The organism is Synechococcus sp. MU1625 (genome assembly GCF_020514205.1).
Taxonomy (GTDB): Bacteria; Cyanobacteriota; Cyanobacteriia; order PCC-6307; family Cyanobiaceae; genus Parasynechococcus.
The window spans coordinates 504,698-518,465 of the sequence record NZ_VTLA01000001.1; the positions used below are offsets into that span (position 1 = coordinate 504,698).

The window sequence follows — 13,768 nt, forward strand, 5'->3', positions numbered from 1 at the left end:
AACTGAGATTGTCTCGTTTGGAACCCCCTTGCGTCAAATCGCTAGGCTCAACAAAGCGCAGCGTTGACGTGGCACCAGGTTCGAACAGCTCTAATGGTTCCGCTGCTCCTCAGAAGGTTCAACCTTCCTCGATTCAGGGGTTCTGGAAGAAACAGGACACTGTGAGTTATTCCACCCTGCTGCGGGATATCGACGCAAAACAAATCAAGCAGTTGGATCTCGTGCCGGGCCTGAGGGAGGTCAGGGTCCAATACAACGACGGGCGACGAATCACTGTTCCCGTCTTCGCGAACGACAATCAGATCCTGCGCGCTGCCGAGAGCTCTGGCACATCCCTGACGGTCGTGGATGTTCGACGCGAACAAGCAGGTCGAGAACTGGTGGGAACCCTGTTTCTGGTGCTCCTGGTGGTGGTCGGTTTGTCTTTTTTGTTGAAACGTTCAGCACAGATGGCGAATCGTGCCCTGGGTTTTGGGCGCAGTCAGCCCCGGTTGAAACCACAGGAAGATCTGCAGCTTCGTTTTGAGGATGTCGCAGGAATCAACGATGCACGGCTCGAACTGGAGGAGGTCGTCACCTTTCTCAAGCAGCCTGAGGCGTTCATTCGACTTGGCGCCAAGATCCCCCGAGGCGTGCTGCTGGTCGGCCCCCCTGGGACCGGGAAAACCCTTCTAGCCAAGGCGATTGCAGGAGAAGCAGAAGTGCCCTTCTTCTCCATGGCAGCGTCCGAATTTGTGGAACTTTTCGTTGGTGTCGGCGCGAGCAGAGTTCGCGATCTGTTCCGCCAAGCCAAGGAAAAATCCCCCTGCATTGTCTTCATTGATGAGATCGATGCCGTCGGTCGTCAGCGTGGTGCTGGAATCGGCGGGGGTAACGATGAACGTGAGCAGACCCTCAACCAACTCCTGACGGAGATGGATGGATTCGAGGAGAACTCCGGCGTGATCCTTCTTGCGGCCACGAACCGCGCCGATGTGCTGGATGCCGCTCTCCTGAGGCCAGGACGATTCGACCGACGCATTGATGTGGGCCTACCTGATCGGCGTGGACGTGAGGCGATTCTTGCGGTGCACGCCAGAACACGACCCCTCGATGACTCCGTCTCTTTGTCGGATTGGGCGAGCCGGACCCCCGGATTCTCTGGTGCTGATCTTGCCAATCTTCTGAATGAGGCAGCCATCCTCACGGCACGTCAGAACATGCTCCGCATCGGCCAGTTTCAGCTGGAAGGTGCCTTGGAACGCATCACCATGGGGCTGAGCAACCGCCCCTTGCAGGACACCGCAAAAAAACGCCTCATCGCATATCACGAGGTGGGCCACGCCCTTGTGGCGACCCTTCTGCCGGCCGCCAATGCGGTGGATAAGGTCACGATTCTTCCTCGGGGCGGAGCCGGTGGATACACCCGCTTCATGCCAGACGAAGAGGTGCTCGATTCCGGTTTGATCACCCGCGCGTCGTGCCTGGCGGATCTGGTTGTGGCACTCGGTGGACGAGCAGCGGAGCAAGTGGTCTTCGGCTCCCTCGAGATCACCCAGGGGGCTAGTGGAGATCTCCAGATGGTGGCTCAACTGGCCCGCGAGATGGTGACACGCTTCGGCTTTTCCAATCTCGGACCGATGGCGCTGGAGGGTCCGGGAGCGGAGGTCTTCCTCGGTCGCGACTGGTTCAACCAACGGCCTGGATATGCCGAATCCACTGGCCAGGCCATTGATGCTCAGATCCGTCAGCTCGCCAAGAATGCCTTGGCTCAGGCGATTGCTCTGCTGGAGCAGCGTCGTGAATTGATGGACCACCTGGTTGAAGTTTTGATTGCGGAGGAAACGATCAACGGTGATCGATTCCGCGAGATCGCCGGACTGCCATGAGACGCCTCCTCCTTCTGCTGCCGTTGGTTGTTGTCGCAGCCCGGATGCAGATCGAGTGGCTCTGGTTTGAGCAGTTCGGCTGGACCGACGTTCTCCTGAAGCGCTGGCTTCTGCAGTTTCTCTTTGCGGGATTGGCGCTGCTGCCACTGATGGCTGCACGGACCTGGTCAAGACAGTTCAAGCACCACAACCTGACGTCAGCTCAGGGATGGCGCCTGACCGGTTGGTCCTACGGGACAGCACTCCTGCTCAGTGGCAGTGTGGTTCTGATCAGCACAATGCTGACCCTTGATCTGGTGGCACTGACCATCCGTGATCCGTTTCAGCTGGGGGAATGGGTGCCGAGCCTGTTGCCTGACAACGGAATCACGGCCGCTGTGATTCTCATCAAAGCAGTGCTCATCACCGTGGCGATGGCCTGGCGTCGAACAAGCCCCTGGCTGGCACGGATCGTTGCAGGTTCACTAGTTGTTGTCGTCGCGCGAGCGTGGGGAATCTGGTCATTAGCCCTTTGGATCCCGAACAGTTCCCTGCAAGATCCCAGGCTTGGTGCCGATGTCAGCTTCGGCCTGGGACGCTTCGTGGGCTTGCATTTGGGGCTGGAGCTGCTGGTGCTGAGCACCGCGTTCACCATCTGCTTTGAACTCTGGCGTTGTCTCGCTAACTCGCAAGCCATCTCTGACTGGGCCAGTCCGGCCTTTACAACGCGACAGCTTCAGTTGCTCAGAGTCCTGTCAGCTGTTCTGGTTTTGCAAACGGCCGGGTTGGTCTGGTTATCAAGGCACCAATTGCTTTGGAGCCAACACGGACTGGTGGCTGGTGCCGGCTGGCTTCAGGCTCACATCACGCTTCCGCTACGGGCTGCTGCCACGCTGCTGCTCGTTTTGATTGCACTGGCACTGCTCTTGCCTTGTCGCCAACGCCTGCGTCAAGGACTAGTTCTCACGTTGGCTTCGCTAGTGGCGCTGGAAATGGTGGCCACGCCACTGACGCGTTGGCTCCTGGTCCGTCCGCAGGAGATCAATCTGCAAGCTCCTTATCTGGCAGACGCAATTAAGGCCACCCGATGGGGTTTCCAGCTGGACCACATTGAACGTCAGGTCTACGAACCACAGACAAGGCTGAGTGCTATGGATTTGAAGCAAGGCGCCAGCACTCTGGGCAATGTGCGCCTGTGGGATAGCGCCCCCTTGCTGGAAGCCAATCGGCAACTGCAACAGCTTCGGGTCTACTACCGATTCTCGAATGCGGCGGTTGACCGTTATCCGCTCAATCAAGACAGCGATTCGGCTCAACAGGTGATTGTTTCTGCACGTGAATTGGATCAGTCAGCGTTACCGAGGCGATCAAGAACGTGGCAGAACCGCCATTTCATCTTTACCCACGGCTATGGATTCACCGTTAGCCCTGTGAACGAACGCAGCAACGATGGTCTGCCCTCATATTTCATCAGTGATCTCGGTACAGAAACACGAATCAAGGGAAATGAGGCACTTGGAATCGATCAATCCGAGGTTAGAGATGCGATCCCTGTTGGCGATGCTGCTCTCTACTACGGGATGCTCCCATCTCCCTATGCAGTTGCTCCAACAGAGATTCCGGAATTCGATTATCCCGAGGGAGATCTCAATGTTGAGACCCACTATCGAGGTTCAGGTGGTATCCCTATTGGATCCTGGCTTCAGCGGTGTGCAGCGGCGCTTTATCTCCATGAGCCGCGACTGCTGACGACAAAAGCAATCTCCGCTGATTCAAAAATATTGATCCGTCGTGAAGTGAGAAGCCGTGTTTCAGCAATTGCTCCATTCATTGATTTTCGTGGCGATCCTTATCTGATTTCGATCCCGGAGACTTATCCCGAATCTGCTGGAACAATGGAAGCACGATCCGCGCAACGTCAACAGCATCAGTATTGGGTCGTTGAAGGTTATACCCACAGTTCCACGCTTGCCTACAGTGCGGCGGTCTCTTCCGACGATTCTGATCGGTATTTAAGAAACTCGGTTAAGGCCATCGTTGATGCTTACAACGGCAGTGTTCATCTTTATATCTCAGAGAAGGATGATCCGATTGTGAAAGGCTGGGATGTCGCATTTCCAGGCTTGTTTGAATCCATGCAATCCATGCCGCAGCTGATTCGTGATCACCTCAGAGTGCCTGAGGATTTCTTCAATGTTCAGGTCAACCAGCTAAAGCGATATCACGTCGAAGATCCAAGAATCTTTTACAGCGGTGATGATGTCTGGCAGGTCCCCAGTGAGATTTATGGCGGCGAAAAAGTCAACGTGGAGCCCTATCACGTTACGGCTCAGGTTCAGGGCAATGACAACTCGGAATTTCTCCTGCTTCAGCCTCTAACACCACTGGCACGGCCTAATCTCACCGCCTGGCTGGCTGCCCGAAACGATGGCGAGCACTACGGTGAATTGGAGCTGATCGATTTCCCAAAAGACAAGAACATTCTGGGTCCTGAACAGGTGCAGGCTCTGATTCATCAGGATCCGGAGGTCAGCAAGGTGTTTGGCCTCTGGGACCAGGGAGATCTTGAACTCGTCCAGGGCAATCTCTTGGTGCTTCCCCTTGGCGACGGTCTTCTCTACGTCGAACCGGTTTATCTGCGCACCAGCAAGGTGGGCTTGCCCTCTCTGGCACGAATCGTTGTCAGTGATGGTCGCTCAATCGCCATGGATCAAAGCTTGTCCCTTGCCTTAGAGCAACTCATGAAAAAAGCCCCACCCGTTTGAGGGGTAGGGCCGAGGTAACAGGTGAAAGGGCCTGCTTAAAGCACTCAGCCGATGGCAGAGAAATACTCCTTGGAGCCCTTGGGATCAGGCTTCATGGTCTTTTCACCAGGAGTCCAGTTGGCAGGGCAAACCTCGTCAGGGTTGGACTGCACGTATTGGAAGGCCTGCAGAACCCGAAGGGTTTCATCAACGTTGCGGCCGACGGGCAGATTGTTGATGGTGGCGTGCATGATCACACCATCGGGATCGATGATGAACAGCCCGCGCAGAGCAACACCCTCAGCGTCATCAAGGACGTTGTAGGCGGTGGAGATTTCCTTCTTCAGGTCAGCGACGAGGGGATAGTTGATGTCGCCCAGGCCACCCTGATTGCGCGCTGTCTGAATCCAAGCCAGGTGGCTGAACTGGCTGTCGACGGAAACGCCGAGTACTTCGGTGTTCTTGCTGGAGAAATCGGAATAACGGTCACTGAAGGCCGTGATTTCAGTCGGGCAGACGAAGGTGAAATCCAGAGGGTAGAAGAACAACACCACGTACTTGCCCCGGTACTGGGACAGCGTGATTTCCTTGAACTCCTGGTCCACCACAGCGGTAGCTGTGAAATCAGGGGCCTGCTGGCCAACACGCAGGCAACCGTTGTCGGTCATGATTGGAGGGAGAATGAATGACCTGAAGGCCGCAACCGACTTAACACGTAGTCGATTCGACTTCCAGTTTCACTTTTCAACTTATCACGGCTATGGCCGTCCGTCGCCATAAACTCAGACGATGACTGATCAACTCACGAGCTGGGACCCTTCACTGCTTCGAAAGTTCAGCGCTACAGGACATTTTCGTCTGCTGAACCAGCTGAAGGGAGATCTGCGCAAAAAGCCCTTGGATCGTGACCAACGATCAGGTCGGCTCAGAAGTATGGGTGTCAATCGCGGTTCAACCCGTCGTTCGGCGCCAGCGCGAAACGTCGAGCCAGCAACGGCACCAGCACCGACGGTCCAGGTGGATGCTCTAGCGAACCTGGATGATCAGCCCAAGTCATTTCGCGATCGACTCAATGCCATCGACATGCGCTGAGCCAGAACCCCGAGATGTATGATGGCGACTGGCCTGAAGGGCCTGCGTCAGAGTAGCTCAGCTGGTTAGAGCACAGGATTCATAACCCTGAGGTCGGGAGTTCAAGTCTCCCCTCTGACATTTATTCGACAACACTGGGGACAAGCCAGATGCTTGTTATTTTCGACTGGAGCCTTATCTGCTCAAGCTTTACGGGCAGGCAGCTTGACTAGAGGATTGAGGGCTGCACCACCGGCACGACGGATTTCAAAGTGAAGGTGGGGCCCTGTGCTTCGGCCGGTACTTCCCATGAGAGAAATACGCGCGCCACGGGGAACAACCTGGCCTTTTTTGACAAGAAGGCGACTGTTATGGGCGTAACGGGTGGATTCACCATCGCTATGGGCGATTTCAACCAAATAGCCATAGGCACCGCTCCAGCCGGAAAACGAGACAATGCCATCCCGTGCAGCGATAACCGGAGTTCCTGTGTTGTTGGCGATGTCAATCCCTTTGTGCATCCGACCCCAACGCCATCCATAGCCGGAGGTGAACACACCCTTTGTCGGCCACTGATAACCAACAATCGGCGGCTTCAGGCTGTCAGGCTGGTCAGCTGTCGACAATGGAGTTTGCTGAGGCCAGGCGGCGCCGCCGCTACGGAGCGGGCGAACAGCGAGAACAGACTGACCTGAGGATGCGTTAGAGATCTGAAGTTCTCGACCGACCGTCAAGGCATTGAGCTGAACACCGGGATTAAAGGTCTTCAACTGCGCTTGGGTCACACCATGACGCTTGAGAAATGCAGCGAGTGAATCACCCTGCTGAATTTTCGCGATAGTGCTGACTGGAGGTGGGGCCGAAACAGGAAGCGTTTTGCGTTCACTGGCTCGATCGAGAGACGACAGTGTCACAGCAACCACCCGAGATGAATCAGGAAGAGCAAGCCAACTGGTTGGCTCGAAAACATGATCCGGAGAAACGCTGTTCAACGTCGCAAGTTTCTGTGCATCCAGCCGAAGCAAATCAGCGAATCTGTTCAGTGGGGTCGACGAGAGAACTTTGAACCAAAGCTGCGTTGTGGTGTCTGTTGTACTGGCGAGAGAAACGGGCTCTGGAGACTCAACAACTGGGAGTGGGGGTAATTCAGCGAGATTGAAGGTGGCGTTATCAGCAATTCCTGGCAGAGAGCTCCACACTCCCAGCGTCACAACAGGGGTTACAGCAGTTGCTACAGCAAGCAGTGCGCGCATGAAACCCAACAGACGCGTTGAAGGTAACGAGACGAACATCACAGCGCAAGGGGGATTGGAGCAGTGGTGTGATCACCACAACCTCAACTGCTGACCAGCCACGTAGGTCACCAGTGCACAGGCCACAGAAAGATTGAGGCTGCGCACGCCACCCTGGCCAGCGTCATCGGCGGCACCGGGCATCGGAATCGTCAGAATGGTGTCGCAGGCCTCGCGAACCGGATCCGGCAGACCGGTGTCTTCACGTCCAAACAGCAGAACATCACCTCGTTTGAATTCAAATGAGGAGAGTGATGCACCACCGCGGCGACTACAGCCGATCAACCTCTGCTCTGGCAGAAGTTGTGACTGGAATGCCTGAAAATCTGAGGCGATGGAGAGTTGTACGTGCGGCCAGTAATCGAGACCGGCGCGGCGAACGCTGCGATCATCGACCTTGAAACCAAGGGGTTCGATCAGCGTCAGCGGCACTCTGAAGGCAGCAGAGGTACGCGCAATATTCCCCGTGTTTGGTGGGATCTGTGGCTCGAACAGTGCAATACGCAGCGGCTCCATCTCAGTCATGGCACCACACGTCCAAGGGCATGAAGGTCAAGAGCCCGTCCCTGGAGAACAAGCCAGGCAGCATCGGCAACACGATCCAACTGTTGAGCGAGAGCTCCCAAACGGTCTCGAAACAGCCCACCAATACGTGTTGGAGGAACAACGCCCCATCCTGTCTCTTCAATCACGAGAACAAAAGTGCAGCGCGATGACGTGACGGCAGCGATCAGTCGTTCACACAGCAGGTTCCAGGCGGATGCATCGAGCTCCAAATGATGTGCGACAAAACCACCAAGGGCATCGATCAGCACGGACTGACCTGGCGAGAGGGTCTCAATGACCTCCACCAGCTCAGCACCGGATTCAGCAACAGCCCAGTGCTCAGGACGACGCTGTCGGTGAGCATCAAGACGTTTCTGCCACTCAAGGTCTTCTGGTCGGGCTGCTGCCGTCGCGATGTACGTCACATCAGGGTGGTTGTGCAGCAGATGCTCTGCCCACCGACTCTTGCCACTGCGCGCTGGTCCGCTGACCAGAATCAAACCGTTGTTGACACTTGAAACCATGGGCTCGTTAGGGGCCGTTGGATCAACCACCGCCATTCATACCTTTCAAGGTCGCAACGGACGACGGAGAGACGCGGTTGAGATACCTGAAAATCCAATACTTAAAGATCGTCGCTAACACGACAGGGAAGGTCGCAATGAAGAGATTGACGAAACTCTGGCTGGATGGAAGGCCGAAATGCTCTGCGATTCCATCCAGCAAGACAGACCAGCCTTCAGGGCTGTGATAACCCACAAAGATGTCGGTAAACAAAATAATGGCGAAGGCCTTGGCGGAATCACTCAGGCCGTATACAGCCTCATCAACAAATCCTCGCAGAACCCGCAGTTCGTCGCGACTGATCAAGCACACAACCGCAAAAGCGATCAGACCTGCGAGATCAGCAAAGACGTTTTTGATCGCCTTCAGACTCTCCTCATCAGCATCATGTTTGAGCTCCGTCGCCTTCTCGGTGAGCTGGTCGCGCAACTGGACATCATCCAAAGGCGGCACACCTTTTAAAAACGCATCAAATTCCAGCTCCTGTTTGTAGAGGCGAAGCTTCTCAGCCGCCTTTTCCTCGAGCTGCGGCTTGGGGTAACTGAGGAACGGAAGTTCAGGTGAAAAGTGATTCACCGCAGGTGAGATCAGATACGTGCCGGCGATCTGCTGAACCAGCAAGGGAACCAGAATCAGCAAGAGCAGAACACGCAGGGAGATCAGCGTGCTGTCACGACGGCGTCGATAGCCTGCAACAACGTTGTCCTCAGTTGAGGGATCCAACTGCAGTCGAATACTGTCAAAGACACCCAGAAGGGAACGGGGCAGCGCGTCCGGTGAACGACTAATAGAGGGTGAGCCACTCGAACGTCGGGGTCCATAGCGGCTGACAACGGTTTCAATCAGTTGGAGTTGCCGTAGCTCCTGAGAATCAAGTTGCGCCCGTTGTTCAGAAAGATTGACCGCTGAATTTCGGCAAATGGCCAGTGCAGTTTTAAACCGGCGCAGAATCGTGGCCTGAACAGCTCGCGGTACGGAAAGCTTGAGGTCAGGGCGGATCTGCCGGTCTCCGTAATACTCCAGTTCCAGGCTCTGAATGAGCAGAGCCGCCTCATAACCACGCTCAAGATCACTGGAGAATTCAACGGATTGATTGGAGCTGAATAAATTGATCCAGTTACGGCGGCTCATCTCAATCGTTCAATCAGCGCGAGAACACCCACCAGGTCGCCATCGGAATGATGGTTCCAAGCACCAGAAGGATGATGACCCATTTGGTGGCATCGCTCTCTTCGGTTTCCGCCTTGGTTGGGATGTTGGTGGGCAGGGTGACGCGTTCAATTTGCTGCGGGGGGCCCGGGTCTTCTCCACCTGAGAGAACTGTCGAAAGACGCGTCAGACCATCTACTGAAGCCTGGCGGTAGCGGTCCCCTTCCCGCAGGGGCACAGTCATCGTTGTGCGGGCGGTACTGGAAAGAAGGCTGGCGGGAAGCTGAGCTTCCAGCTCCTGATCCGCAACCACGGCGGATTTCTTGTTCTGAGTTTCGATCAACATCAACAAGAGAGGATTGCCAGTCGGAGAACTCCAGCTTTCGAGAAGTTCCTCACCAAAGTTGTTCAAACTGATGCCGTAATCCAGGCGACGCAGGGTGATCAGACGGGCATCCACCCGTTGATCATCAAAACTGCGTAACTTCGCCTCCAATTCGCCACGACTGGCACGGCTGAGCACATCCGCTTCGTCGATCACCAGTGTCTCCGGCAGGCTTCCGCCTAAGGCAGCAGGAGCTATCGCGAAGCTGGCAGGGGCCAAGAGAAGCAGACAGATCCCGAAACTGAGCAGGCTGGCCAACAGGCGTCGGGCGGAAAGGGACATCCCATCAAGCGTTACAACCTCCTCAGTCTGCCGTTAGCTGTCCAGCATGTCGCGGTTGAGGGCCTCAATTGCTTGAACGACCATGCGGGCCTCGTTGACGGGCAGAGACATTTGAGAGGTGAGTTGATCCAGGAATTCGGTCTCCTCCGGAGTGACCCTGCGATCGGCATGGACAAGATGAGCCGCCACGGCAAGGGCAGACTGCTGCTGTCTTGCGTTGAGCTGGGGCAGGGCGGATGCAATCAGACCATCAACTCCCTGGTCCCTCAGCAGCAGCAGCAACCGATCAAACAATTGCCCCATCGCAGCATCAGAACTGTCGCTGTAAAGGGATCGGTACTCCAGTTGACAGCGGAGGGCGTGTGCTTCATCCCTCCCGAGTCTTCCATCACAGGCAACAGCGGCTAGCGCTATGGCGGCAAAGGCCTCTTGAGTCGTCATGGCAGGGACATACGTGTCCGTATTTGAGCAGGATGATTGCGTTCTGACAGCCCCCATCGTTGATGCCAGTCCCCGCCCGTGTCGTTCTGATCTGTGCGCTCTTGTTGCTGGGTCTGACCGTGACAAATGCGGGGTTAGCGGGAACGGTCACACCAGACCTCCAAAGGGCAGAGGTTCTGGCAGGTATGGCATCGGTGGGACTGATGTTGGTAGCCGTTCTCTGGACAAGGGCCAACCCGAAATCAGCTGAGAAGGTGTCGTTGAAGGGAGAGCAGGGACTGGTGTTGCTCGAGCAGCTCAACGATGTTCAGAAACAGGAGCTGGCCTGGGGAAGTCACATGCTTCTGACAGCGACTCCAGCTGCTTCGGTTCTGGTGCTTTGGCGTCAGCAGGTTGTGTTGCGAAGGGGCCTGATCAGTCAGGCCCCCTTCCAACCAGGAGCCATCACCAAGCGAGCCATGGACCGTGAACAGACCATCTCTCTCGTGAACACCACACTCTTTCCCGGTCGGGCCGAATTTGACGGGATGCTGCAGTCGCTTCCAGCAATTCTCGTGTGCCCCATGGGACAGCAGGGGGTGGTGATTGTGGGGGGCTGGTCGCCCCGTTGTTTCAGCCGCTCAGATGAGCGTTGGCTGGAGGGATGGGCCCAGCGACTCAGAACGACACTGGAGACCGAGGACGTTTCGCATCGGTCTTGGGATTCAGCTTGATCGTTGATTCAACTCGCTGACCCGGTTGGCCGAAACGGATCTCGCCATCGTCAGTGATCGTGGCTTCCATCCTTGAGGCCCGCGTGGTCTGCTCCGGTTTCTTTCGGCGCAACACCACATCTCCATCAGCCACGACCCGTTCACTGTTCCAGTTCCAACTGCAACGGCGAGCTGTGAGGGTTTCCTGCTTCTGCTGCAGACGACAGTCGCTGGGGATGATCACCGTGCCGCTGCGTTCATCAAGCCTGAAACCCTTGCCTTGAACTGAGCTGTTCTGCAATTCAGCCTGTACCGGTTGCACGGACTGGAGCTGCTGCGCAGAGAACAACCAGCGCGTTCGGCCGGCGGTGATGGTGCCACGGTCGTTCTCAAGAAGAAGCGTGACCGGCTCCTGCAGATCGAGAAATCCCTCGCGGGTGTTGCCACTTAACCCTGAAGCACTGAGCTTCCGGCCATCGCGTCGAACAGCCTCAACCTGGCCAGGAGCCTGCATCAGACCGCTCCGCAAATTCCAGGTGCCGCTGCCACCACGAACCACTGTTGAAGCAGGATTGTCGTCTGTGGGGGTGCTGTCATCGCTTGCCTCGTCTCGACGTTTCAGCTCTGTTGGACCGTCGAAGACCAAGAGTTCCGTGTCCTGTTGAAAGGCCAGTTCACGGGAACGGATTTGCGTCTGGCCATCACTCGCCATCGGCCTTTGATTGATCACCATCCGCGACTGAGTGGGCGTCCAAATCAAGTTGTCCCCCTTGATCGTTAGCCCCCGTTGGTTCAACTGACGGAGATGAACCGAACCTTCAAGAATGACGAGTTCACCATCCCTCAACACGGTGGCCAGATCAGCGGTGATCCGGTAGTGCGGTTGATCGTCGCGATACAAGATCCCCTGGGGGCGCCGCGCGCGAATGGTTCGACTGCTCAGGTCGTAGCGCGCCTCTGGGCTGGTCAAATCCCAGTCTCGATCTCCATTGTCGGCTCGCTGACTCAAATCCAGAGATCGAAAGACGAACGAAGGCGTGGGTTCTATCGTGGGCTGCCGGCTGGAACTGCAGGCGGCCAGAAGAGAGGTGGCTACGAGGGCTGCTGTCAGACCACAGCGAGACAGGCAATGCATGCTTTCCCTCAAAGCGGTTCATCCAGTTCCAACCGCTGCATCACCGGGGTTGGTTTGGGCAGGTCGGAACCGCTGCTCAGCCTGCCCCATATCAGCTGATTCGACCAGTTATCGGAATCAAGACACTGCCCCAGCTGGGCCAGGATGCGCTGACTGAGGTCTGGCAGCAGCGGAGCGAGCAGAAGACCGACGATGCGAGTGGTCTCCAACACAGCGAAAAGATCTTCGCCCACGCTGGCCTCTTGGCCGGGTTCTTTCATTCGGCTCCAGGGCGCGGTGTCATTCAGATGGCCGTTCGCTGCAATCGCCAATTGAAGAATCGACTCGGCCGCGGTCTTGAAGGCGAGATTCGGCATGGCGTCCATCACCGTGCTGACGGTTACAGAGGCCTTCTGAGCCAGGGGATGGTCAGGGTCAGTGGCAGCCCCGGCAGGGGGAACGCTGTCGTCAAACCACTTACGCGCCATCGATGACGTGCGGTTCAGAAGATTGCCGATGGTGTTGGCCAGATCGTTGTTGACCAAATCGACGAAGCGCTGCTGTTGGAAATCACCGTCGTCCCCGAATTGGATATCGCGCAACAGGTACCAGCGAACGGCATCGGTGCCGCATCGCTCCAGCAGCAATTCTGGATCCAGCACGTTGCCGAGGGATTTCCCCATCTTTTGCCCCTCGCGGGTGAGAAAGCCATGACCGAAAACCTTTTGCGGTACCGGCAGACCCGCAGACATGCACATGGCAGGCCAGAAGACGGCATGAAAGCGGAGAATGTCCTTGCCAATCACGTGGACGGAAGCGGGCCAACCGCAGGAGCCGAGTCGATCGAGAGACACCGGTTCTCCGTCATCGAGAAGTGCGGTCAGATAGCCAAGAAGTGCATCAAACCAGACGTAGAAGGTGTGGCCGGGATGATCGGGCACGGGCAGCCCCCAGGACACATTCACTCGGGAAATGGAGAAGTCACGCAGACCCTGGGCGACAAAATTTCGAACCTCCTGACGTCTGCTGGCGGGAGCGATGAAGTCGTCCCGAGCCACTAACTCTTCAATGGCGGACTGGTAACGGGAAAGCCGGAAGAAAAGGTTCTCCTCATCGCGCCATTCCAGAGGCTTGCGGTGGATCGCACATGACGGTGACTCCGCCTCAGCAGGATCATCCTTGTATTCCTCGCAATCGACGCAGTACCAGCCGGTCTGATTGCCGACAACGATGTCGCCTGATGCCTTGACCCGTTCGTAGAACTGCTCGACCAACTTCAAGTGGCGCGGGTTGGTAGTACGCACGAAGCGATCCTCTGAAATCCCCCACTGCTTCCAAAGATCGCGGTAGCGGCTGCTAACGCGGTCGCAGTGGTCCTGAGGACTGAGCTGCTGTCGTTCAGCCGTGCGTTGAATCTTTTGCCCATGCTCGTCAACGCCGGTGACGAAGGTCACCTCCTGCAGGCATAGGCGCTCGAACCGCGCCAGTGCATCGCAGGCCAAGGTCGTATAGGTACTGCCCAGATGGGGCCGATCGTTGACGTAATAGAGCGGAGTCGTAAGGGTGTAAGGCATCAGAAAAACTCGAACTCCGCTGCACCGCAGCGACGCCAGACTCTAACGATCATGCCCATCGCGATCC

Annotated in this window: 13 protein-coding genes and 1 tRNA gene; 5 read left to right on the forward strand and 9 right to left on the reverse strand. The window is 56.5% G+C overall.

The window, feature by feature from the left end; translation table 11 throughout:
- Window positions 1-68 precede the first annotated feature (68 nt).
- A complete protein-coding gene (ftsH, locus tag FZX13_RS02915; RefSeq protein WP_226407120.1) occupies window positions 69-1,868 on the forward strand; it encodes an ATP-dependent zinc metalloprotease FtsH in 1,800 nt (599 codons plus the stop codon).
- Window positions 1,865-4,612: a UPF0182 family protein gene (locus tag FZX13_RS02920; RefSeq protein WP_226407122.1), complete on the forward strand. Its 2,748-nt coding sequence runs from the start codon at window positions 1,865-1,867 to the stop codon at window positions 4,610-4,612. The genes ftsH and FZX13_RS02920 overlap by 4 nt, the downstream gene beginning before the upstream one ends.
- Before the next feature lie 44 nt (window positions 4,613-4,656).
- Here the strand turns inward: FZX13_RS02920 and FZX13_RS02925 are convergent, their stop codons facing one another.
- Entirely contained in the window at window positions 4,657-5,259 is a 603-nt protein-coding gene (locus tag FZX13_RS02925; RefSeq protein ID WP_115023120.1) for a peroxiredoxin, read from the reverse strand.
- A gap of 121 nt (window positions 5,260-5,380) precedes the next feature.
- Here FZX13_RS02925 and FZX13_RS02930 point away from each other — a divergent pair, with 121 nt between their 5' ends.
- Together FZX13_RS02930 and FZX13_RS02935 are read left to right on the forward strand one after the other, a co-directional pair.
- Window positions 5,381-5,683 (forward strand): hypothetical protein, encoded by a 303-nt coding sequence (locus tag FZX13_RS02930; RefSeq protein ID WP_226407124.1) that lies wholly within the window; start codon window positions 5,381-5,383, stop codon window positions 5,681-5,683.
- Window positions 5,684-5,729: 46 nt separating this feature from the next.
- Window positions 5,730-5,803 (forward strand) — tRNA-Met (locus FZX13_RS02935).
- A 62-nt stretch (window positions 5,804-5,865) separates the two neighbouring features.
- Here FZX13_RS02935 and FZX13_RS02940 read toward each other — a convergent pair.
- From FZX13_RS02940 to FZX13_RS02965, 6 genes are all read right to left on the reverse strand, one after another.
- Window positions 5,866-6,915, reverse strand: a complete 1,050-nt coding sequence (locus FZX13_RS02940) for a M23 family metallopeptidase (RefSeq protein ID WP_226407126.1) — start codon at window positions 6,913-6,915, stop codon at window positions 5,866-5,868.
- Window positions 6,916-6,987: 72 nt separating this feature from the next.
- Window positions 6,988-7,479, reverse strand: a complete 492-nt coding sequence (locus tag FZX13_RS02945; protein ID WP_226407127.1) for a tRNA (cytidine(34)-2'-O)-methyltransferase — start codon at window positions 7,477-7,479, stop codon at window positions 6,988-6,990.
- Window positions 7,476-8,024 (reverse strand): bifunctional adenosylcobinamide kinase/adenosylcobinamide-phosphate guanylyltransferase, encoded by a 549-nt coding sequence (gene cobU / locus FZX13_RS02950; RefSeq protein ID WP_226407129.1) that lies wholly within the window; start codon window positions 8,022-8,024, stop codon window positions 7,476-7,478. The genes FZX13_RS02945 and cobU overlap by 4 nt, the downstream gene beginning before the upstream one ends.
- 22 nt (window positions 8,025-8,046) lie before the next feature.
- Complete coding sequence (pxcA, locus tag FZX13_RS02955; RefSeq protein WP_115023115.1) at window positions 8,047-9,195, reverse strand: proton extrusion protein PcxA; 1,149 nt, start codon at window positions 9,193-9,195, stop codon at window positions 8,047-8,049.
- A gap of 13 nt (window positions 9,196-9,208) precedes the next feature.
- On the reverse strand, window positions 9,209-9,880 hold the full coding sequence (psb32, locus tag FZX13_RS02960) for a photosystem II repair protein Psb32 (protein ID WP_115023113.1): 672 nt from the start codon (window positions 9,878-9,880) through the stop codon (window positions 9,209-9,211).
- Window positions 9,881-9,913: 33 nt separating this feature from the next.
- Window positions 9,914-10,321, reverse strand: coding sequence for a hypothetical protein (locus FZX13_RS02965; RefSeq protein ID WP_226407131.1), 408 nt, complete (start codon window positions 10,319-10,321; stop codon window positions 9,914-9,916).
- Window positions 10,322-10,383: 62 nt separating this feature from the next.
- On the opposite strand from FZX13_RS02965, the gene FZX13_RS02970 reads away from it, so the two are divergent.
- Window positions 10,384-11,034 carry a cofactor assembly of complex C subunit B gene (locus FZX13_RS02970; RefSeq protein WP_226407133.1) on the forward strand — a complete coding sequence of 217 codons (651 nt, stop codon included), beginning with the start codon at window positions 10,384-10,386 and terminating at the stop codon, window positions 11,032-11,034.
- On the opposite strand, the gene lptC is transcribed toward FZX13_RS02970, so the two are convergent.
- Window positions 10,979-12,148, reverse strand: a complete 1,170-nt coding sequence (gene lptC / locus FZX13_RS02975) for an LPS export ABC transporter periplasmic protein LptC (protein WP_226407135.1) — start codon at window positions 12,146-12,148, stop codon at window positions 10,979-10,981. The genes FZX13_RS02970 and lptC overlap by 56 nt on opposite strands.
- An 8-nt stretch (window positions 12,149-12,156) precedes the next feature.
- The gene (gene metG / locus FZX13_RS02980; protein ID WP_226397637.1) at window positions 12,157-13,701 is read right to left on the reverse strand and encodes a methionine--tRNA ligase; all 1,545 of its coding nucleotides are present in this window, start codon (window positions 13,699-13,701) and stop codon (window positions 12,157-12,159) included.
- Window positions 13,702-13,768 lie beyond the last annotated feature (67 nt).